This is a genomic window from Anaerotignum sp., from assembly GCF_031981185.1.
In the GTDB taxonomy this organism is placed as follows: domain Bacteria; phylum Bacillota; class Clostridia; order Lachnospirales; family Anaerotignaceae; genus Chakrabartyella.
The window spans coordinates 13,345-32,303 of sequence record NZ_DALYUL010000006.1; the positions used below are offsets into that span (position 1 = coordinate 13,345).

The window sequence follows — 18,959 nt, forward strand, 5'->3', positions numbered from 1 at the left end:
AAAACTATGAATAAATTAATGGGGTTTTATGAATTAAACAGCATGAATCTTCCGTCAATTCCATGGAAAGAATATACAGAAAATACGATTCTTGATGACAGTCAGTTATGGACGATACGTAGTGCTGTCTACCAAGGTGATGATTTGAATCTTCCGAGGTTGGTGGGGGTATCTTCTGCTGAGGCAAAAGCTTTTGCTGATAGCTTAGTAAATAAGTTGGGTGATAATGGAATGGTAATTTGCTACCCTTTCTTTATTGCTAAAAAGAGTGGAAACCTGAATATTTTTTCAAACTCGGTGGTTATTGAGGCTGTGAAAGACGATTTATGGAATTTAGTGACGTACCATAAAATTGATGTTACTATTCAAATTAATAATGATGGTGAATTTCGGAAAGGTGATGCCGAATTTCTAACTAAAGAAGAAATAAATAACCTGTTAATTTATGTGGGTGAGATACGAAAACTTTTTAGGGATGATCTGACAGAGGGGAAAAGTGTTTTGCTTGAATGGAGTTTTGCGCAAAATAGCGGCATTAATAAGACCCCAATTGGAAGTGAATATTTAGTGTTTTATGAAGCAAGGACTGTTGAATAACATTAATTAGCACTCATATGAGTGCTTTTTTATTGCAACGAAAGGGGCGGTAAAATGCCAAAAGGCAAGGGCGGACGACCGCCGAAATACAAATGCAAAGAAGAAATTGAGGGATTGATTGAAACCTATTTTGAAGAATGCGAGGGAATTCCTTGGCTTGATGAAGAAGGGAAGCCATTGCAAACGGATAAGGGCTTTATTATTTACAAAAAACAACCTAAGCCTCCAACTGTAACAGGTTTGGCTTTGGCGCTTGGCTTTAATAGCCGAATGTCACTGTTAAATTACCAAGGTAAAAAAGAATTTATGGACACGATTACACGTGCGAAGTCTTACATTGAAGAATATGCCGAGCGTCGGCTATTTGACAAAGACGGTGTGCAGGGTGCAAAATTTAGCCTGATTAATAATTTTAAAGGCTGGTCAGATAAACCGAAAGAAGATTCGGACAAGGAGATTTACGAAAAGTTAGATGTTATTCTGGAGGGGATTAATCATGCAGCTAAGTAGCAAACAAAAGGAATTTTGGAACAATGCTAATTCCCGCTGGAATGTTAAATCAGGGGCTACACGTTCGGGAAAGACTTACATGGATTATTATGTCATACCCAAACGCATTCGGGCTGTGGCTGGCAAGGACGGGCTTGTGGTTATCCTGGGAAACACAAAGGGTACACTGCAGCGCAATATCATTGAACCCCTTCAGAACATTTGGGGAATGCAGCTTGTTTCTGATATTCGTTCTGACAATACGGCGATGCTGTTTGGGGAAAAGTGTTACTGCCTAGGCGCTGATAAAATTAATCAGGTAAACCGCATACGAGGCTCTAGTATTAAATACTGCTACGGTGATGAGGTAGTGACTTGGCATCCGGATGTTTTCAATATGCTTAAGTCACGTCTGGATAAAAGCTATAGCAAGTTTGACGGTACATGCAACCCGGAGGGGCCTAATCACTGGTTTCACAAGTTCCTGCAAAGTGATGCGGATTTATACCTGCAGCAGTACACAATTGATGATAACCCTTTTAATGCAAAAGAGTTTGTGGAGAACCTTAAAAAGGAGCATAAGGGTACCATTTTTTACGATAGATACATACTTGGCCTGTGGGTTGCAGCAGAGGGCATTATTTATCGTTTATTTGCCGATGATACAGAAAGGTACATCCTAAAAGAAAATCCAAAGGTTGCATTTGCAACAATCGGCGTTGACTTCGGTGGGAATGGATCCGCCCATGCTTTTAGTTGCACCGGCTTTACACAATCCATGAAAGAGGTTGTGACATTAGAAGAATACTACAGAAAAGAAATTATCAGTCCTACTCAACTTGAGCAGGACTTTGTTGATTTTGTGGAAATGTGCAAATCAAAGTACAAGGTTGCAGAAGCTTACTGCGACAGCGCCGAAACAACGTTAATTCAGGGGCTCAGAAATGCCTGTGCCAAGAAAGGAATAGCAATCTCAATAAAGTCTGCAATGAAAAAAGAAGTAAACGACAGAGTCAGGTTTTATTGCAGGCTCATGTCTTCAGACCGTTACAAGATTTCAAAGAACTGTATCCACACCATAGAGGCCTTTCGGACTGCTTTGTGGGACAGTAAATATATTACGAAGGACAAAAGGCTGGATGATGGCACAACTAATATTGACAGCCTTGACGCACAGGAGTACAGCACGGAGCCGTATATGAAAGCAATTATGAGTATATAAGGGGGTGATTTAGTGCAAGCAATTCTACAATATTTGAGCAGAGAAGGGTATGACTCAGTTGACAGTAGCTATTATGCAAAGATTGCTTTATGGCTTAGCTGGTACAAGGGCAAGGTTGTACAGTTTCATAACTACAGGCAGTACAACGGCATGAAGAAAATAAACAGAACCAGAAAAACCTTGGGTATGGCCAAGAAGGTATGCGAGGACTGGGCGAACCTTGAGTTAAACGAAAAAGTTAGTATTGTAATCGATGATGAGAGTATCAACAATGCTGTTCATGGTGTACTGGAAGACAACAACTTTCGTATAAAAGGAAATCAGCTTCTTGAAATAGCCTATGCCCTAGGTACAGGGGCGTTTGTGGAATATCTGGACGGTGAAAAGATTTGCATTGATTATATTCGTGCAAGCATGATTTACCCTCTACAATGGGACAACGGCGAGATATTAAGCTGTGCTTTTGCCAGTGAGCGTGTCAACGGCAAAAAGAAACTGGTATATCTCAACATTCACGAAAGACAGGAAAATGGATTTTATGTAATCAGGAATCGCATGTTTGAGAGAAATGGGAATAATTTAACTGCCGTGGAGCTCCCCGAAGGATTAGTGGAGGAATACAACACAGGGAGCAGTGTGCCATGGTTTCAGGTGATTACTCCGAACATTGTGAACAATGTGGATTTGGATTGTCCTATGGGGGTTTCGGTTTACGCCAATGCAATAGATCAGCTTGAGGGCGTGGATCTGGTGTATGACAGTTACTTAAATGAATTCCGCTTAGGCAAAAAGCGCATTATTGTACCCAATACCATGGCTAGAATGATGATTGAGGACAGCGGCACTGTGAGCCCTCTCTTCGATGATAATGACACAGAGTTTTATTCACTGGGTATCGAGGGAGAAGAGAATCAAAAGATACAGGAAATCAACATGGAAATCAGAGCTGATGCGCACGAAAAGGCAATCAGCAGAGCATTGAGCTTATTATCTGATAAGTGCGGACTAGGCGAAGACCGATATAAATTTGAGAATAGCGGATTGAAGACGGCAACGGAAGTGGTTAGCGAAAAGTCTGAGTTATATCAAAATCTCAGGAAGCATGAGCTTATTCTTGAAGGGGCTTTGATTCATTTAGTGAAGGCCATTGCAACCATGCTGGGGTATCGGAATGAAATACAGGTAACAATTAACTTTGACGATAGCATTATTGAGGATACGGCGGCAGAGAAACAGCAGTTTCTACAGGAAATAAGGGATGGGATTCGGCAAAGGTGGGAATATCGAGTACGGTTCTTTGGTGAGACGGAGGAAGAGGCAAAGGCAAATGTTACAGATTCACAGAGCAACAACATGCTGATGGGGTTTGGTGATGAATAATGCTGAAACCAAAGTATATTGAACAGCTTCCCGAAAATCTGATTGAGCTGTACAGTCAGTTGGAGCAGGATATTCTTGCTGATATGGCAAGGCGCTTAAGCACTTATAATTATTATATACCTGCTGCACAATGGCAGCGAGATAAGCTGATTGAATTGGGTAATTTTGAGGACTGGATCATAAAAGCTTTAGCCAGCAGAACGAGCATGACCCAGGAAGAAATAAAAGCCCTAATGGAAGAAGCGGGCATGAAAGAACTAAAGTTTGATGATAGAATTTATAAAGCCGAAGGGCTTAATGTGCCTCCTATCTCCGCTTCCCCTGCTTTGCTGGATGTAATCAACACGGGGATTAGAAAAACAAACGGACTGTTTGAGAATTTGACCAATACAACCGCCAGTACTGCGACAAAGCAATTAGAAAATGCCTTGGATCGGGCGTATATGCAGATTATAAGCGGTGCATTCGACAAGGAAACCAGTGTTAGAAATGCAATAAAGGACTTGGCTCGTCATGGTGTTGGAGCCATTACATATCCCACAGGAAAGACGGACAGCTTGGAAACCGCAGTAAGACGTGCAGTTGTTACAGGAGTGAACCAGACAACGTTAAAACTGCAAGAGGCAAGGGCGGAGCAAATGGGCAGTGATCTTGTGGAGACTACCGCCCATGCCGGTGCCAGACCTTCTCATGCTGAGTGGCAGGGGAAAGTATTCAGCTTAAGTGGCAAGAGTGAAAAGTATCCTGATTTTAAAAGCTCCACGGGTTATGGAACAGGCGCAGGTCTTGGAGGGTGGAACTGCCGACATAGTTTTTATCCGTACTTCGAAGGATCGCCACAAGCATACACCAATAATGAATTAAAGGGATATAATTCAAAGAACGTGGAATATAATGGCCTGAAAATGACGGAGTATGAAGCTTCACTGCAACAACGAAGCATTGAACGAAATATACGGCGTTGGAAGCGTGAGAAAAAAGCCATGGAAGCCGCTGGATTTCCCACTGAGGAGGCAAGTGCAAAAATATCTAAGTGGCAGGCGGCTCAAAGAGATTTCATTGACCAGACGGGACTAAAACGACAGTATAACAGGGAACAAATTTACACGAATGGTGTTGTAAAGTCAGGAAAAGATAGTATAATAAGATTAAATAAAGATGCTGAAGAATATCTTAAAACCCTTGATTTTTCGCAAATGGATAGGTACAAGGGAAAGCTTAGCAATAGAGCGGTTCGAAAGTGGTATAAACACCATGATGAAAGCATTTTGAGTTCTATTGACCAGCAGTTGCCTTTGGAAGAACGTGCACGTAAAGCTTGTAGTTTAAGAATTCAATATCGTGAGCAGGCCAGACAATTAATGCGTGATGAGGTTGCAAGGAAAGAGCTTCAGGAGAAATTTCCAAGCAGAACGTTTGAACAATTGGTTGCACATAAGAAAAAGAAGTATGGGTTATCTGATGAAGAAGCTTATCAGGACATTTTGAGAAGCAGTCAAACCACAAATAAGGACTTTGATGAAAAGGCGGGTGTTTGATTATGAAAACCTATAGAGATATTCAAGGTGAACTGTTTATACTAGGACCTTGTAACTTCAACAGAGAAGATGAACGGGTTCTATTTCATATTATTTTAAAAAGCTTAGGAGATCATCAAGGAATCACTTTGGAAAAAGTAAGGTCGTTGCCTTATTGTGATATTGTAGATGGACATTGCGAAAAAGGAGATTTCTTTGTTTCTATAGATCTGAATGATGGCTGTGAAATTAAAAGTAAAAATAGTGATGTGATAGATTTTTTGGAAAAGCTGTTACATTAAACCACTCGGACAAACGTTTGAGTGGTTTTTTCATATAATGAATTAGGGGGTGGTACCAAAATGAAGAAGTTACCAATGGGCTTGTAGCGTGGAGGTGATCCCTTTTATCTCGTCTTTGAGTACAGACGTTAAACAGGCTCTTTTTTGATGCAGAGAATTCGCTTGCCTGAGCGACATACAGGCGAGGCACGAGACACGCGACCTCGTAGAAAAGCGTAGCCTAGAAAGGAGTAAATATGAAACGTGATTTTTTAGAGGGCATGGGGCTGTCAAAGGAAAATGTAGATAGTATCATGGCCGAAAATGGGAAAGACATCAAAGCAGTACAAGACGAGCTCACTACTGCAAACACAACAATTACAACCCTGAAAAACACTGTGGCCAAGTTCGATGGGGTTGATATTGAAAAGCTTAAGGGTGATGCTGCCACTTGGGAAAAGAAATATAACGATGACATCAACGCGCTAAAACTCAATTCTGCGCTGGAAGCCGCTTTGGTAGGTGCCAAGGTTAGGGATGCAAAAGCTGTAAAACCATTCTTAAACCTGGAGTTAATCAAACTGGACGGGGATAAGCTTTTAGGATTCGAGGAGCAGCTAAAGAGCGTAAAAGAAACAAAAGGCTTTCTGTTTGAGGATGATGTAAAGCCTGCTTTTAAAACAGGTATCAAACAGTCAGGCACAGACGGTGGTAATGACAAAAAAGAAGAAGCGAACGCAGCCTTAAGAGCTGCATTTGGAAAAGGAGAGTGAAATAATTTATGCCAATTTCAAGAGAACAGGCGGAAGCCTTAATTCAGGAGCAATTGATTAATACCATTCAGCAGGACACGCCAAAGTCCTCTGTATTTATGGGGATGGCGAGAAAGCTTCCCAATATGACCAGCAAACAGACCAGAATGCCGGTACTGGATATGCTGCCTATGGCGTACTGGGTTAACGGTGATATGGGCTTTAAGCAGACCAGTGAACAAGCATGGGACAATGTGTATCTCACTGCGGCAGAGCTTGCGGTAATTGTACCCATTCCTGAGGCTGTTATTGATGATGCATCCTTTGATATTCTTGGGGAAGTACAGCCAAGGGTTGTTGAAGCAATTGGCCAGAGAGTAGACAGTGCAGTTATCTTCGGTATCAATCGCCCTAGTGATTGGGACTTAGACATTATCTCAAGGGCAAGACAGGCGGGGAACAATGTTTCTGTTGGTTCTAATCCTGATTACTATGATTTAATCATGGGCGAGAACGGGGTTATCTCCAAGGTGGAAGAGGACGGCTATATGGCAACAGGCGTTATTTCCGGAATGGGAATGAGAGCCAAACTAAGAGGCTTGAAAACAGAATACGGACAGCCTATTTTCAAGACGGATATGCAGGGATCCACACAGTATGCCCTGGATGGTGCGCCTATGTATTTTCCTGACAATGGTTCCTTTGACAACAGTGTATGCCAAATGATTGTCGGTGATTTTAAACGTGCTGTTTATGCAATTAGACAGGATATTACGGTGAAAATTTTGGATCAGGGTGTGATTCAGAATCCTACCACAAAGGAAATTGTGTACAACCTTGCACAGCAGGATATGATTGCCCTCAGAGTTGTATTTAGAATGGGCTGGGCTTTACCAAACCCTGCAACAAGGATTGACGAGGATAGAGTGGGTTGTCCTTTTGCTTACTTAGAACCAGCAACAGCGGTTACAACACGGGCGGTTACTTTTACTGTGACAGATAATGCAGAAATGCCAAAAGCAATCGGTGGGGTCGTTGTTGAAATGAACGGTGCAAGACTTAAGACCAATGCAAGTGGTATTGCAGTATTTAATCTGAGAGCTGGTACATATACCGCCAAGATTAAGAAAAAAGGTTTCTCCACTGTAACAGAAACGGTTGTTGTTTCCGGTGCAGCAGTTTCCAAAGAGATTACGCTTATTGCAAATGACTAAGGGGGTGTAAGCAATGGCTTACGCCTCTTATGAGTATTATACCCAAGAGTTTTTCGGTAGGTTAATTCCTTCGATTGAAGAGTTTGACCGCTTGGCAGAAAGAGCAAGTGAATATCTTGATTCAATTACAATGCGGAACGCTAAGTCTTTTCGTGACAGTGGGAATGAATTAAAAAGGGCCTGTTGCGCTATTGCTGAGATTATCGTATCAGAGGAAAGTTGCCAGGGTAAAAATAGTGAAAGTGTTGGAGCATGGTCCGTAAGCTACACCTCGAAAAAAGACCTAAATATCCAAAAGTATAATATTGCAAAGCAGTATTTGCTCCACACAGGACTGCTGTATCAAGGAATGAGGTGATTTTATGTTTCCACATACTATCACAGTTTATAGAAATGAAAATGGCATATGGAAAAGATATTATGTCTATGGCGTACTCTGGCAGGATTCAGAGGCGTTTAATACTATAAAAAGCGGCCTTAAGGATGCAAATTCTTTAAGGCTGTTTATTCCTCATTCCTGCAATTTTGAACCTTTAAAAAAGGATATGGTACTGAAAGGCATTGTTGATTATCAAGTGCAATCAAAGCCGTCAGAGCTGTATCCTCTGGGGGATGTGCGAACAATCACAACAGTTGATAGATTTGACTTTGGTGGACTGAAACACTATGAGGTAGGGGGGAGATAGTCATGGGGAAGTACATTGAAACGCCCAGAGGCAGAATCATTCAAACTTCCAGAGGTAAGGCTCAGCTCATATGGAATCCAGAGTTTCAGCCTAAATGGAACGGTAGATATAACGCCGCCCAAATATATGTTGACGACGAAGTTTTAAGGCTGTCTGATCCATATGTTCCATTTCAAAGCGGCATGCTGAAATTGAGCGGCCAGCTTGGAACAGTAATTGGCAGCGGGCTTGTGGTCTATAATGCCCCCTATGCAAAGTATCAGTATTATGGATATGTAATGGCTGGCAGAGCTCCAAAGCAGCTCACAGACATTCCGATTACATATAAAGGGGCACCGAAACGAGGAAAGCTTTGGTTTGAACGGATGAAGGCTGACCATAAAGAAAGTATCATCATTGGCGCAAGAAGAAGGGCAGGAGGTAATTCTTAATGAGCATCTTAAAATCAGTACAGGAATATTTGGAACAATTTGAAGGGATGGAGTTGCAGCCTATCATGACCGACGGGACGGATACTGAGGTAAAAAGCTATGCCTTGGCACCATCGGGAAACAGCAAAACTATTACCGATATTTTGGGTAAGCGCACCTACATAAACAATTACGTGTTTTATGCAAAGGAATACGTTGGAAGTGAAGCGGATCGGCAGGATAATTATGAATTCCTTGATGACTTTTTTGAGTGGATAGAAGATAACAATGAAAATGAGGTATTCCCTGTTATTAAAGGTTATCAAGTAGAAGAAATGAGCGCCACAAATGTACTTCTTTTCGATGTTGGGGAAGATGGCAAGGGGACGTATCAAATTCAAATACAATTAAAATTACAGAAAGGGTGATTCATATATGGGAAAAATTAAAAGGAGTAAATTTGCTACGTTTTTAAAAACGGGCAGTGGCTCAGGGGGCTCATGGTCTTTGGTTGGGGAAGGTGTTACCGGTATGACGGTAAGCTATAACCCCCAGACCAGTGATGAAACATATATCCATCAGGATAGCGGTACCACAGACGTGGAAAGCTACAAACCAACATCCAGCGTTCCTATGACTGCGGTTCAAGGTGATCCTGTATTCGACTTTGTAGATGGCTTAAGGAAGAAAAGAGCTGTATTGGATGAAGCAAGAAGCGAGGTGTGCCTTGTTTATTTGTACGAAACCGCAACGGGTGGGGCTTATCCAGCTGAAAAGAATACCTGCTCCATTCAGATTGACGATTTTGGCGGAGAGGGTGGCGGTTCGAACGTCATTAATTTTACCATTAATTTTGTGGGTGATCCCGTACCTGGTACGTTTAATCCAAGTACAAAAGCATTTACTGAGGATGCGTGAGGCTGTGTTTGTTTTCAGGGCATCAATTGTGTAAAGGTGCCCTGATTTCTTTATATGCAAATAAGGGGGTAAGGTATGGAAAGTATTAAGTATAACGATGGTAAAATTCGTCTAATGATAAATGATGATCCTGATCGAGTAATTACATTTGCTCCAGATGATGTTGGCTTTGTTAGCCGGTATTATGAGCTTGTGGATTTCATTGAAGGAAAGCAAATGGAGTATGTTCAAAAAGCGGAAGAAATAGATAAAAGCAGTGATATGAAAGATAAGGATGGTTTAAAGCTTTACAAAACAATGTGCGAGGATATAAAGAATCAAATTGATTATGTATTTGGTAATGGAACAAGCCAAGCAGTTTTTGAGGACTCTTTACGTTTGGATATGTTTGAGCAGTTTTTGGTTGGGATAGTTCCGTATGTGAAAAAGGCACGTGAAAATAAAGTTAGGCCGTATTTGCAAAACACGAACGGGGTGCTTTAATGAGTAACTATCTAACTTCTGGATACCCTACGAAGGTTAAAGTAGGTGAAGAGTTGTTTGAAATTACAACAAATTATAGAGATTGTATTAAAGTTTTATTAGCTTTAGATGATGATGATTTAACTAATTTTGAGAAACAATCTATTTTGTTGCAAATTATGTATCGGCAAGTCCCGGCTAACATTGAGATGGCTATTCAGAAAGTTCTTTTGTTCCTTAACTGCGGAGTGGAAGAAATGCAAGGCTCAGGTATGAAAGTATATTCTTTTTGTCAGGACGATAAATATATTTTTTCTGCAGTGGATCAAGTTTTACAAGGAAGACTATCGCTGGGAGAGGCCGTTCATTGGTGGGAATTTGTTTCTGCATTTATGGAGATGCCTGATGACTGTGTCATGAGTAAAATTATTTATTATCGAATGCGATATGCCGCAGGAAAATTAACAAAAGAGGAAAATGAGATTTGGAGAAAAAATAGAAAGCTGTTTTTGTTAGACATTAAAGAAAGTAATGAAGATGTTAATTCCAGAAATGAGTTTATGAATCGCCTTTACGGAAGATATTGAAAAATATTGGAAATTGCAGTATGATATTATTAGAGTTTTCCGAAAGGGGCAATTATTATGGGCCTATTTGGTTCACCGGATTTATATCCTTATGATCAGATCGAAAAAAAATGTGTTGCTTGTGGCAAGATGGGTACTGGAAAGTTTTGCTCTGAGTGTGGAGTACCATATAAACGTCATGCTAAGTATTTTAGTACTGCAGCGACAATAGTAATAACAATGTCTATTGTAATTTTTAGCTTATGCTTTATTGCAGGAGGTACAAATTTAGCAAGTTTATTCCTTTCTGCTATGATTGCCGCTAGTGTTTGTTTTTTTGGTAATTTAATAAATATGATACTGTGCTTTTTTAAGAAAAGAAGAAATAGGCTTTACTTAATACATGCGTTATTATCTCTAGCAATTTTGTTTATTGCATTTTTATTATACGGATTAATATGTATAAATTAATTAATTTTAGCACTCAATAGTGAGTGCTTTTTTTATGTAAAAAACAGAAAGGGGGTGTATTTATGACGACTAGTTATGATGGTTATATAAGAATTGATACCAGACTTGAAACATCAAATTTTAACAAGGAGATATCACTAATTCCTAGTAAATTATCCAAGCTAAAGATTGCAGCGGGAGCACTTGGTACGGTATTTGCAGCGGCCTTTACTGTGAAGAAGATAGTTGAAGTTGGGAGACAAGCTATTTCTTTAGCATCAGATTTACAAGAAGTACAGAATGTCGTTAATACAGCATTTGGTAGTATGTCAGATCGATGTAATGAATTCGCAGAGAATGCCATTGAGAGCTTAGGTATGAGTCAATTGGCAGCAAAACAATTCGCTTCTACATATATGGCAATGGGAAGAGGTTCTGGAATTGCTATGAAAAGAGCAGCAGATATGGCTATTGGTGCCACAGAACGAATTGGCGACGTTGCGTCCTTTTACAATAAATCTTTTGAAGAAGTGGATACAATGATGAAATCGATTTGGACGGGTGAAACGGAAAGTCTAAAGCAAATCGGTGTCGTTATGACGCAGTCAAATCTACAGCAATTTGCATATACCCAAGGTATTAAAAAGAAAATTGCTACAATGAGCCAAGCGGAGATGATACAACTTAGATATGCATATGTTATGCAGCAAACATCGTTAGCTCAAGGAGACTTTTTAAGAACAAGTGATAGTTGGGCAAATCAGACTCGTATTTTAAGCGAAAACTGGAAGGAGTTTTTAGGTATCCTTGGCAGTGGTCTTATTAAAGTTCTTATCCCTGTAGTTCAGTTCTTAAACGAGGTAGTAAAGGCATTAGTAGGTATTGCAAAGGTAGTTGCAGCTGTCTATCATATGTTGGCTGGAGAATCAATTAATGATTCTACTGAGGATATATCAGGGGCAGTAGGGAATTTAGCAGAAACGTCTTTAGATGCTGCAGAGGGGCAAGAGGGTTTAGCGGACGGAATTAAAAGTGCGAGTGCTGCTGCAAAAAATGCACTGGCCAACTTTGATGATTTAGACGTGCTGCAAAATAATTTAGGTGGCGGTTTGAGCGGTATCGGAAATTTTGATATTCCAGAATTTGCTTTTGATAAAGGAACTCTTGAAAATACGAAAAGCAGAGTTAAGGATTTTACGGACGATATAAAAAAGTTGTTGGTGGGACTAAAAAATGACGTTGAAGATTTCGTAATACAACCTGTAATAGCTCAGCCAGTAATTCCAAAATTACCAGTTCCTGTTTATAGACCTGAGTGGGGTCTGGTTCCACCGGGAATACCTGTGCCAGAGTTCCCTCCGCTACCGTTGCCTATTTATGAACCAGAATGGGGATTGGTACCAACTTTACAACAAGAATTGGGTTTGGTTTATGGAGAATTAACAGAGTTCGCTTTTCAACTGCAGTATGCGCTGGAATACGCTTTAGGAAACTCTCAGATTGTATTCGATACTGCGATTAGTAATGCAGCTATGGCTTTTGCAAATGCAAGAATAAATTTTGGTTTAACTAAAGATGCAATGATCGCAAATGCAAATGCGTGGATTTCAGAAACTTCAACTGGCTTCCAGCGATGGAAACAGAACATATCTACAGCAGTATATGATACGGCAAGAAATGCTATTGATAACTGGAACGCTGCACTTGAAACAACCAGTATTAACTCAGCAGCATGGATAAATTCAATGTCTCAAAATTTTGTCAAATGGGGAGAGGGAATGCTTAAAGCTTCTTGGGATGCAGCGAGTGGAATGGCAAACAATATGTTAAGCGGCTTTAGAACTATTTGGGAAAACTTTAAAGAATTAATGAGTGGTATTGGTGAAAGTATCAGTACAAAGTGGCAAGAGAACAAGAGCTGGTTAGTACCTACACTGGTAATAGGAGCGGCCGTTGCTGTAGGAGCGGGGTTGGTTTTATCGGGTGGCACACTGGCTGCACCATTGGCTGCGGGTGCTGCTATGGCGGTACCAATGCTTGCCACGGGGGCAGTAATTCCACCTAATCAAGAATTCCTTGCTGTCCTGGGTGACCAGAAAAGCGGTCGAAACCTGGAAGCGCCCGAAGGTTTGATTCGTCAGATCATGAGAGAAGAATTGGCTGGTTTGGGGGCAACGGATGGTGGTAGTGGTACAACAGTGATTTTGGAGCTGGATAAAAGGGAAATAGGTAGAACCTTTCTACCAATCATTAAGAAAGAGGAAAGCCGTGTAGGTGTATCTTTGCGTGTGGGAGGTGTTTTATAGTTGGCAGCTTTGTTTTCTATAGATGGTGTTACATTTAATATTCCTGTGGTTGAAATCAAGCGGGAAGCCCCTGTTCTTGATAAATATGCCACCCGAACTGAGGGAGGAGATTTAGAGCGTGAAATCATTGGTGTGTATTTTAACTACACTTTGACCTTCCCAAACTTAGCCTTAAATATAGCAGAATATGAAAAGTTATGGAATAAGGTAACAGAGCCAGTTGAGTTTCATGATTTTGTTGTACCAGGGACAACCGGTACTTTTTCTTTCCGTGGGTATATTACCACGGCTGGTGATGCACTTAGGCGGGTGCACAATAACAAAAACTATTGGGGTGGGTTAAGCATTAAGTTAATCGCCAAAGAGCCGGCAAGGAAGTGATTTCATGGCAAAAACAAGCGTTGATATTTCATTTGGTTTGGTGGATGTAACTGCAAAAATGGATACTACAGCCTCTGCAGTAGATAAGCAGCCATTTATCAACTTAAACGACCTCAAGCTTGAGGGGGTGTACCCGCCCAAAGCAGCTACATTAGAACAGGATTACTGGAAGCTTGACGGCACGTTTAACACCTTCCCCGATAATCCGCAGGATATTTCCTGGGGCATATGGTCCTCTTCTATGGCGGGAGGGGATGGGCGTTTTGATGCGCCTATTGTATTAACCCTTTCTTTTCAGAATCTGCATGAAAGCTTAGGCCTTACCTTTGAGTTTAATCCATATGATAACAGCTTTTGCAATGACCTAAACATTAAGTGGTATCAAGGGACAACACTTTTATATAACTTGGATTTTGCACCGGATAGTTGGCGCTATGCCTGCATGCAAAAGGTCGAGAATTACAATAAAATTATCATTTCCTTTCGGAGTATGAGCAAACCATACCGATTTTTAAAGGTGCAGAATATCATGCACGGTGTAATTAAGGAGTTTGGCAGTACGGAATTAAAAACCGCCAAGGTATTAGAGGAAATCGATTTGACAGGGCTTACCTTATCAGTAAACACCTTGGATTTCAGCATGTTCAGCAGGGATGATGCTTTCAATATTTTTAATCCTTCCGGGGTCTACACATTGTTGCAGAGGAAACAGCAGTTAATTGTTTCCGGAACGAAAAATGAAGAGAAGATGCATATGGGTACATTTTTTGTGGATGAAATGGAAAGCCAGACAAATAAGATTTTATCCATTTCTGCAGTAGACCCAATCGGTATTATGGATGGAACAACCTTTATGGGAGCGTTGTATAAAAATGCGATTGCAGCTGATGTGGTTGAGGAAATCATGGAGGGTGCTGGGTTTGGTTATGCGCTGGATAACGCCTTGCGAAATAAGACAGTAACGGGTCATATACCTATCTGCTCTCACCGTGAAGCTTTACAAATGCTGGTTTTCTCCATTGGCGGGTTTGTATCAACTACTCGGGGTGGAACGGTAAATATTAAGGAAATACCCGATATAGCCAGCGTACCCACTTCACAAATTGGGATGAACCGAAAGCACATAGGTACGAAAGTAAAGTTAAGAAACTTAGTAACTGGTGTTGATGTTGTGGAGCATAATTTTACTTTGAAATCAACGTTAGAGGAAATTTGCAAAGTGAATCTGGAAGTGGGTAGTAATACAATCACATTTAGTGAGCCTGCTTCAAATATTTCGGTCAGTCGTGGAACAATTGCACAATTTGGCGTAAATTATTGTATTGTAAATAGCACTGCGGCGGGAGAATGTACAGTTTCAGGAAAGAAGTACGATGACAGCCAAAAGACCATACAAAAAAGACTTCCTAATATTCCTGCGGGAGAAAAGGAACTCATTGAAAAAGTGGATTGCAGACTAATACATTCTATAAATAGTAATGAAATTACCCAGAGGTTGCTCGATATTTACCAATATCGAATTGAGCAGTCTCTTTCTTTTATCCTAGATAGGGAAAGTGTGGGGGACTTAGCGGATATTGAAACGGAATATGGTGTGTACCGTGGTGCTGTGGTAGAAAAGTTGGATATTGATTTGACTGGTGGTTATGTCACAAAGGCGGTGGTTGTGGGTGTTTGATTTTAATACATTGATTCGAGATCGTTCTAGCCTTGATGTTGCTCAGGGTGCGTCGAAAGCGTTTTACAATGATAGCGATGTAAATCGCGTTGAGCAGGCTATAAAAGAGTTGAATGCTACTTTATGTGAAGCTGGGTATCCTGTGGGAGCAATCACAAAAACCAATTGGTCTAAAACGGACTTCCCAACGGAAAATGAAATGCAAAGATTCTTATATAATATTCAGCTGCTGCAAAATAGGTTTTATCCCTCAGAGGCACAAACACCAGCCTCTATGAAATGGATTAGTTATGTGGAAGCAAATAATATTGAACAGATTTTGCTTGATGTAGAGGGAATGAGGAGGAAAATGTTAGCGGCATACAAGTATTGCGGCACGTTGGATTGCGGAGGTGATGTACTTTGAAGAATTTTATAGATAGGGTTCCGATGAATCCAAATCGGTATAAGATTACAAATGAAAGTGGAGGTATAAGCTATGCCACCATTGAAAGAGAAGATAATGCCACCGTAGCAGGAACGGCATTAAACAGAGAGGTATTCATGGCATTGCAGGGCATGGAGGCTTCTAATACTTCTTTTGACGCTGATGGAAGTGTTTCTGAGATATACGGAACAGGAACACTTGTCACATTCTTTCCTGTCAACGGTGATGTGGTTGAGAGATTCACTTCGAATACATGCCAAATTATAACGAAAACAACAAAATTTAACACAGACGGAAGTATAAGCGAGGTGATTAGTTAATGGGATTATGGGGATTTGGCAAGAAAGCTCTGAATAGTACTATAGGGCCAGATATGATACCTTTGGATACAGTGGTAAATAACCTGTGGGGTGCCAGTGTTGAGTACACCACGCCCGGAGAGTACACGCTCGAAATACCGCCCTTCGTATCTTGCATTAAAGTAACAGCATGTGGAGGCGGAGGAGGGGGTGGTGGCGGTGCGTACAGTGTAGGTGGCGGTGGCGGTGGCGGAGCGGCGGCTATAGTTTCGCAGAAGTACATTCTTAAAAGCAGAACCGTATCTGTACTTGTAGGCAGCGGCGGAGCAGGAGGAGCAATGAAACAAGGGGGCATCGCAGGCGGTGCTACAGTTATAGCCGGTTATGTAACTCTAGCTGGAGGCAAAGGTGGGTCGGGGAACACAGGTTCCTTAACGTCAGTATCTGGTGGTGCCGCTGGGGGAAGCGGCGGCGGTAATGGGGGTGGTGCAAGCGAAAATCCATCTAATGGAAATCCGGGTATTATCGGTTCCGGCGGAAGCGCAGGAACCTCTACGGGTCAATTTTACGGAGGCGGAGGCGGTGGCGGTTCTATCAATAGCGGTGGAAAAGGCGGCAACGGCTATAGCAGTAGTGCTGGTAATGGTAGCGTCGGCACAAGCGGCGGGGGTGGTGGCGGCGGTGCAGGCTACGCCTCCAATAGTGCAGGTGCGGGCGGTGCAGGCGGTAATGGTTACGTAAAAATTGAATGGGGGCTTGCATCATTATGAGATATGCAATGGTTTTAGAAAGAACAGTTATTGATGTTATATCAAATCGTGCTGTTATACCACAGTGGCCTCCTAGTCCTGACGGCGAAGAAGTAACAGCAGTGGAGTGTGACGATTCTATCTATATTGGTATGCTCTACATTGACGGCGAGTTCCGCGAGCCCGAAATCCCGAAGCCTGAGCTTGCGAAACCCTACAAGCCTACTGCAGGGGAACTTGTAATTATGGAAACACAGGCAACAATATATGAAGAAATGAGCGCAAGTGCGCTTGCTTCTGCCGAGGCAACAGCAGAGGTTTATGAAGCTATTTTATTGATGGGAGGTAACGCCAATGGCTGAAACTTATTTTATGTTGGTGATAAACCAAAAAAGGACATGCGATGTAACAAACACAGAGGTGAAACCAGTACCATCCGCGTGGAGGACGGAAGTAGAAACCCTATTGGATACAAGGGGTTATGATCTGAACGGATATCGGGTAGATAAGTGATAAGACCGAAAGGTCTTTTTTTATTGCAAAGGGGGCGAAATATGAATCAGGATGAAATTTCAGAAAAGTTAGTCGAGGTTGACCAGCGAAGCAAAAGCAATAAGCATCGATTAGATAAAATGGAGGAACGACAGGACAATTTAGAGCAGCTCACTAGTGCGTTCACTAAGATGGAGACGGAGCAAAGCTATATCAAAAAAGATGTTGGGGAGATCAAAGCGGATGTGAAAACCCTGGCCGAAAAACCAGCGAAACGCTGGGAAAGTATCGTGGAGCGGGTGATTACTGTTGTAGTGGGTGCGGTGGTCGGGTATTTCCTTTCTGGGGGGCGATTGCCTTGAGACGAAGAAATGTAAAAGGTGAGTTTTCTAAAAGAATTATGCTGATGGAAATGGCTCTATTGTGGGTGAATACACTTGGGGTGATCGGACTTGCCTACTATAGCGTATTCCGTGGCGCAGATTCAGCTTTCCCTTGGCTCACCGCAATGGTATCGCTTCCATGGGCGGCATGGGGCGTGAGCAAGACAGGCTATACCATGAAAAGTATGAGAGAGAATACAGCAGGCGGGGTTGTTTATGATTCCGTTGTATCCAGAGAGGAGAATTATAATGATGTGGCTGGTTGAGAATTGGTTTGTTTTAATTGCAGTATTGGCGGTTTCTGCGGTGGGTTCTGTAGCCACCTATCGTTTCTATGGACTTCCCTCAGCGAAGCAGATAGAAACAATCAAAGAATGGCTGTTATACGCCTGTATCGAAGCAGAAAAAGCCCTTGGCAACGGTACAGGGCAACTTAAATTAAGGTATGTTTATGATTTATTTATTACACGTTTTCCGGCGGTGGCCAGAATGATTTCATTTACCGTTTTCTCGGGTTGGGTAGATGCAGCACTAGAGGAAATGCGTATCATGCTGACTCAGAATAAGGCGATTCGTGAAGTGGTAAAGGGGGATGTGGCATGACAGGACAAGAGTTAGTAGATTTTGCACGTTCCAAGTTAGGGACGCCATATGTATACGGTATGAAGGGCTCAGTAATGACACAGGCCAACTTCAACTATCTGCAGGGTCAATACGGGAAAAAGTGTGTTTGGGATTCTGATGAAAAGAAGGTGGGTAAAGTTTGTGTGGACTGCTCCGGGCTGATTTCTTGGGCTACAGGGGTTGTGTTAGGATCCGCTCAACTATTTGATAGGGCAATCAAAAAGGAGCTTATAAGTACAATTAAACAGGCTCCTGTAGGTGCTTTGGTTTGGATGAAAGGGCATGTGGGTATTTATACAGGTATGAAAAATGGTGTGCCATATTACATAGCTGCAGATGGTTCGGCGCATGGGGTACGGGAGGTACCGCTAAGCAAGAATGACTTCACCCATTGGTTATTGATGGATTATATTAATTATGTAGAAAGGGATGATGAAGTGGTAAAACGAGAAAAGATTATTGTAAATGGCAAGGAATGCGAAGTGGATATGATTCGTAAGGATGGAATAACGTTTATTAAGACAAGGGATGTTGCAAAATTGCTGGGTTTGAAAGTTGGAAATAAGGGCAGTGTTCCGACATTGGATAAGTAATGACTTTGGGGTGGCGTAAAAGCCACCTCTTTTTAATTTGGAAATAATACAGAGGTGTGAATAGGTGATCGTCTAGAATTAAA

28 protein-coding genes are annotated in these 18,959 nt (G+C 41.6%); all 28 read left to right on the plus strand.

Annotated features, from left to right (window positions below; all coding sequences use genetic code 11):
- The first annotated feature begins 6 nt into the window (after positions 1–6).
- The 28 genes from RTK36_RS04535 to RTK36_RS04670 all read left to right on the plus strand — a co-directional run bounded on the left by RTK36_RS04535 (position 7) and on the right by RTK36_RS04670 (position 18,876).
- Positions 7–597 carry a hypothetical protein gene (locus tag RTK36_RS04535; RefSeq protein ID WP_312044789.1) on the plus strand — a complete coding sequence of 197 codons (591 nt, stop codon included), beginning with the start codon at positions 7–9 and terminating at the stop codon, positions 595–597.
- A gap of 54 nt (positions 598–651) precedes the next feature.
- Complete coding sequence (locus tag RTK36_RS04540) at positions 652–1,107, plus strand: terminase small subunit (protein WP_312044791.1); 456 nt, start codon at positions 652–654, stop codon at positions 1,105–1,107.
- Positions 1,094–2,308 carry a PBSX family phage terminase large subunit gene (locus tag RTK36_RS04545; RefSeq protein WP_312044793.1) on the plus strand — a complete coding sequence of 405 codons (1,215 nt, stop codon included), beginning with the start codon at positions 1,094–1,096 and terminating at the stop codon, positions 2,306–2,308. The genes RTK36_RS04540 and RTK36_RS04545 overlap by 14 nt, the downstream gene beginning before the upstream one ends.
- A gap of 12 nt (positions 2,309–2,320) precedes the next feature.
- On the plus strand, positions 2,321–3,688 hold the full coding sequence (locus RTK36_RS04550) for a phage portal protein (RefSeq protein WP_312044795.1): 1,368 nt from the start codon (positions 2,321–2,323) through the stop codon (positions 3,686–3,688).
- On the plus strand, positions 3,688–5,226 hold the full coding sequence (locus tag RTK36_RS04555) for a phage minor capsid protein (RefSeq protein WP_312044797.1): 1,539 nt from the start codon (positions 3,688–3,690) through the stop codon (positions 5,224–5,226). Before RTK36_RS04550 ends, RTK36_RS04555 begins: the two co-directional genes overlap by 1 nt.
- Positions 5,227–5,228: 2 nt before the next feature.
- Positions 5,229–5,507 (plus strand): hypothetical protein, encoded by a 279-nt coding sequence (locus RTK36_RS04560; protein WP_312044799.1) that lies wholly within the window; start codon positions 5,229–5,231, stop codon positions 5,505–5,507.
- A gap of 236 nt (positions 5,508–5,743) precedes the next feature.
- Positions 5,744–6,259: a phage scaffolding protein gene (locus tag RTK36_RS04565; RefSeq protein ID WP_312044801.1), complete on the plus strand. Its 516-nt coding sequence runs from the start codon at positions 5,744–5,746 to the stop codon at positions 6,257–6,259.
- A gap of 8 nt (positions 6,260–6,267) precedes the next feature.
- On the plus strand, positions 6,268–7,452 hold the full coding sequence (locus tag RTK36_RS04570) for a phage major capsid protein (protein WP_312044803.1): 1,185 nt from the start codon (positions 6,268–6,270) through the stop codon (positions 7,450–7,452).
- Positions 7,453–7,465: 13 nt separating this feature from the next.
- Complete coding sequence (locus RTK36_RS04575) at positions 7,466–7,810, plus strand: hypothetical protein (protein WP_066048008.1); 345 nt, start codon at positions 7,466–7,468, stop codon at positions 7,808–7,810.
- A gap of 4 nt (positions 7,811–7,814) precedes the next feature.
- Positions 7,815–8,138 carry a DUF6751 family protein gene (locus tag RTK36_RS04580; protein WP_066048010.1) on the plus strand — a complete coding sequence of 108 codons (324 nt, stop codon included), beginning with the start codon at positions 7,815–7,817 and terminating at the stop codon, positions 8,136–8,138.
- Positions 8,139–8,140: 2 nt separating this feature from the next.
- The gene (locus RTK36_RS04585) at positions 8,141–8,569 is read left to right on the plus strand and encodes a minor capsid protein (protein WP_066048011.1); all 429 of its coding nucleotides are present in this window, start codon (positions 8,141–8,143) and stop codon (positions 8,567–8,569) included.
- The gene (locus RTK36_RS04590) at positions 8,569–8,976 is read left to right on the plus strand and encodes a hypothetical protein (RefSeq protein ID WP_066048013.1); all 408 of its coding nucleotides are present in this window, start codon (positions 8,569–8,571) and stop codon (positions 8,974–8,976) included. The genes RTK36_RS04585 and RTK36_RS04590 overlap by 1 nt, the downstream gene beginning before the upstream one ends.
- Positions 8,977–8,983: 7 nt before the next feature.
- Complete coding sequence (locus RTK36_RS04595) at positions 8,984–9,466, plus strand: phage tail tube protein (RefSeq protein WP_066048015.1); 483 nt, start codon at positions 8,984–8,986, stop codon at positions 9,464–9,466.
- A 75-nt stretch (positions 9,467–9,541) separates the two neighbouring features.
- Positions 9,542–9,949, plus strand: a complete 408-nt coding sequence (locus RTK36_RS04600; protein ID WP_066048018.1) for a DUF6673 family protein — start codon at positions 9,542–9,544, stop codon at positions 9,947–9,949.
- Positions 9,949–10,515, plus strand: a complete 567-nt coding sequence (locus RTK36_RS04605; RefSeq protein WP_066048020.1) for a Gp15 family bacteriophage protein — start codon at positions 9,949–9,951, stop codon at positions 10,513–10,515. The genes RTK36_RS04600 and RTK36_RS04605 overlap by 1 nt, the downstream gene beginning before the upstream one ends.
- A 57-nt stretch (positions 10,516–10,572) precedes the next feature.
- A complete protein-coding gene (locus RTK36_RS04610; RefSeq protein ID WP_066048022.1) occupies positions 10,573–10,965 on the plus strand; it encodes a hypothetical protein in 393 nt (130 codons plus the stop codon).
- A 62-nt stretch (positions 10,966–11,027) separates the two neighbouring features.
- Positions 11,028–13,250 (plus strand): hypothetical protein, encoded by a 2,223-nt coding sequence (locus tag RTK36_RS04615; RefSeq protein WP_312044805.1) that lies wholly within the window; start codon positions 11,028–11,030, stop codon positions 13,248–13,250.
- The gene (locus RTK36_RS04620) at positions 13,251–13,631 is read left to right on the plus strand and encodes a hypothetical protein (RefSeq protein WP_312044807.1); all 381 of its coding nucleotides are present in this window, start codon (positions 13,251–13,253) and stop codon (positions 13,629–13,631) included.
- 4 nt (positions 13,632–13,635) lie between these two features.
- Entirely contained in the window at positions 13,636–15,309 is a 1,674-nt protein-coding gene (locus RTK36_RS04625; RefSeq protein ID WP_312044809.1) for a hypothetical protein, read from the plus strand.
- On the plus strand, positions 15,302–15,715 hold the full coding sequence (locus tag RTK36_RS04630; protein WP_312044811.1) for a hypothetical protein: 414 nt from the start codon (positions 15,302–15,304) through the stop codon (positions 15,713–15,715). The genes RTK36_RS04625 and RTK36_RS04630 overlap by 8 nt, the downstream gene beginning before the upstream one ends.
- On the plus strand, positions 15,712–16,056 hold the full coding sequence (locus RTK36_RS04635) for a hypothetical protein (protein ID WP_312044813.1): 345 nt from the start codon (positions 15,712–15,714) through the stop codon (positions 16,054–16,056). The genes RTK36_RS04630 and RTK36_RS04635 overlap by 4 nt, the downstream gene beginning before the upstream one ends.
- Positions 16,056–16,805 carry a glycine-rich domain-containing protein gene (locus tag RTK36_RS04640; protein WP_312044814.1) on the plus strand — a complete coding sequence of 250 codons (750 nt, stop codon included), beginning with the start codon at positions 16,056–16,058 and terminating at the stop codon, positions 16,803–16,805. Before RTK36_RS04635 ends, RTK36_RS04640 begins: the two co-directional genes overlap by 1 nt.
- Entirely contained in the window at positions 16,802–17,146 is a 345-nt protein-coding gene (locus RTK36_RS04645) for a hypothetical protein (protein ID WP_312044816.1), read from the plus strand. Before RTK36_RS04640 ends, RTK36_RS04645 begins: the two co-directional genes overlap by 4 nt.
- On the plus strand, positions 17,139–17,297 hold the full coding sequence (locus RTK36_RS04650; protein WP_312044818.1) for a hypothetical protein: 159 nt from the start codon (positions 17,139–17,141) through the stop codon (positions 17,295–17,297). The genes RTK36_RS04645 and RTK36_RS04650 overlap by 8 nt, the downstream gene beginning before the upstream one ends.
- Complete coding sequence (locus RTK36_RS04655) at positions 17,294–17,638, plus strand: hypothetical protein (protein WP_312044820.1); 345 nt, start codon at positions 17,294–17,296, stop codon at positions 17,636–17,638. Before RTK36_RS04650 ends, RTK36_RS04655 begins: the two co-directional genes overlap by 4 nt.
- A complete protein-coding gene (locus RTK36_RS04660) occupies positions 17,635–17,925 on the plus strand; it encodes a hypothetical protein (RefSeq protein ID WP_066048785.1) in 291 nt (96 codons plus the stop codon). The genes RTK36_RS04655 and RTK36_RS04660 overlap by 4 nt, the downstream gene beginning before the upstream one ends.
- A complete protein-coding gene (locus tag RTK36_RS04665) occupies positions 17,909–18,262 on the plus strand; it encodes a hypothetical protein (protein ID WP_312044822.1) in 354 nt (117 codons plus the stop codon). The genes RTK36_RS04660 and RTK36_RS04665 overlap by 17 nt, the downstream gene beginning before the upstream one ends.
- On the plus strand, positions 18,259–18,876 hold the full coding sequence (locus RTK36_RS04670) for a hypothetical protein (RefSeq protein WP_312044823.1): 618 nt from the start codon (positions 18,259–18,261) through the stop codon (positions 18,874–18,876). The genes RTK36_RS04665 and RTK36_RS04670 overlap by 4 nt, the downstream gene beginning before the upstream one ends.
- The last annotated feature ends 83 nt before the right edge of the window (positions 18,877–18,959 follow it).

Excerpts from the sequence above, each read along its gene's own strand:
- RTK36_RS04535 (WP_312044789.1), top strand. The coding sequence starts at position 7 with ATGAATAAATTAATGGGGTTTTATGAATTAAACAGCATGAATCTTCCG.
- RTK36_RS04540 (WP_312044791.1), top strand. The coding sequence starts at position 652 with ATGCCAAAAGGCAAGGGCGGACGACCGCCGAAATACAAATGCAAAGAA.
- RTK36_RS04545 (WP_312044793.1), top strand. The coding sequence starts at position 1,094 with ATGCAGCTAAGTAGCAAACAAAAGGAATTTTGGAACAATGCTAATTCC.
- RTK36_RS04555 (WP_312044797.1), top strand. The coding sequence starts at position 3,688 with ATGCTGAAACCAAAGTATATTGAACAGCTTCCCGAAAATCTGATTGAG.
- RTK36_RS04560 (WP_312044799.1), top strand. The coding sequence starts at position 5,229 with ATGAAAACCTATAGAGATATTCAAGGTGAACTGTTTATACTAGGACCT.
- RTK36_RS04565 (WP_312044801.1), top strand. The coding sequence starts at position 5,744 with ATGAAACGTGATTTTTTAGAGGGCATGGGGCTGTCAAAGGAAAATGTA.
- RTK36_RS04570 (WP_312044803.1), top strand. The coding sequence starts at position 6,268 with ATGCCAATTTCAAGAGAACAGGCGGAAGCCTTAATTCAGGAGCAATTG.
- RTK36_RS04575 (WP_066048008.1), top strand. The coding sequence starts at position 7,466 with ATGGCTTACGCCTCTTATGAGTATTATACCCAAGAGTTTTTCGGTAGG.
- RTK36_RS04580 (WP_066048010.1), top strand. The coding sequence starts at position 7,815 with ATGTTTCCACATACTATCACAGTTTATAGAAATGAAAATGGCATATGG.
- RTK36_RS04585 (WP_066048011.1), top strand. The coding sequence starts at position 8,141 with ATGGGGAAGTACATTGAAACGCCCAGAGGCAGAATCATTCAAACTTCC.
- RTK36_RS04590 (WP_066048013.1), top strand. The coding sequence starts at position 8,569 with ATGAGCATCTTAAAATCAGTACAGGAATATTTGGAACAATTTGAAGGG.
- RTK36_RS04595 (WP_066048015.1), top strand. The coding sequence starts at position 8,984 with ATGGGAAAAATTAAAAGGAGTAAATTTGCTACGTTTTTAAAAACGGGC.
- RTK36_RS04600 (WP_066048018.1), top strand. The coding sequence starts at position 9,542 with ATGGAAAGTATTAAGTATAACGATGGTAAAATTCGTCTAATGATAAAT.
- RTK36_RS04605 (WP_066048020.1), top strand. The coding sequence starts at position 9,949 with ATGAGTAACTATCTAACTTCTGGATACCCTACGAAGGTTAAAGTAGGT.
- RTK36_RS04610 (WP_066048022.1), top strand. The coding sequence starts at position 10,573 with ATGGGCCTATTTGGTTCACCGGATTTATATCCTTATGATCAGATCGAA.
- RTK36_RS04615 (WP_312044805.1), top strand. The coding sequence starts at position 11,028 with ATGACGACTAGTTATGATGGTTATATAAGAATTGATACCAGACTTGAA.
- RTK36_RS04625 (WP_312044809.1), top strand. The coding sequence starts at position 13,636 with ATGGCAAAAACAAGCGTTGATATTTCATTTGGTTTGGTGGATGTAACT.
- RTK36_RS04640 (WP_312044814.1), top strand. The coding sequence starts at position 16,056 with ATGGGATTATGGGGATTTGGCAAGAAAGCTCTGAATAGTACTATAGGG.
- RTK36_RS04645 (WP_312044816.1), top strand. The coding sequence starts at position 16,802 with ATGAGATATGCAATGGTTTTAGAAAGAACAGTTATTGATGTTATATCA.
- RTK36_RS04650 (WP_312044818.1), top strand. The coding sequence starts at position 17,139 with ATGGCTGAAACTTATTTTATGTTGGTGATAAACCAAAAAAGGACATGC.
- RTK36_RS04665 (WP_312044822.1), top strand. The coding sequence starts at position 17,909 with ATGATGTGGCTGGTTGAGAATTGGTTTGTTTTAATTGCAGTATTGGCG.
- RTK36_RS04670 (WP_312044823.1), top strand. The coding sequence starts at position 18,259 with ATGACAGGACAAGAGTTAGTAGATTTTGCACGTTCCAAGTTAGGGACG.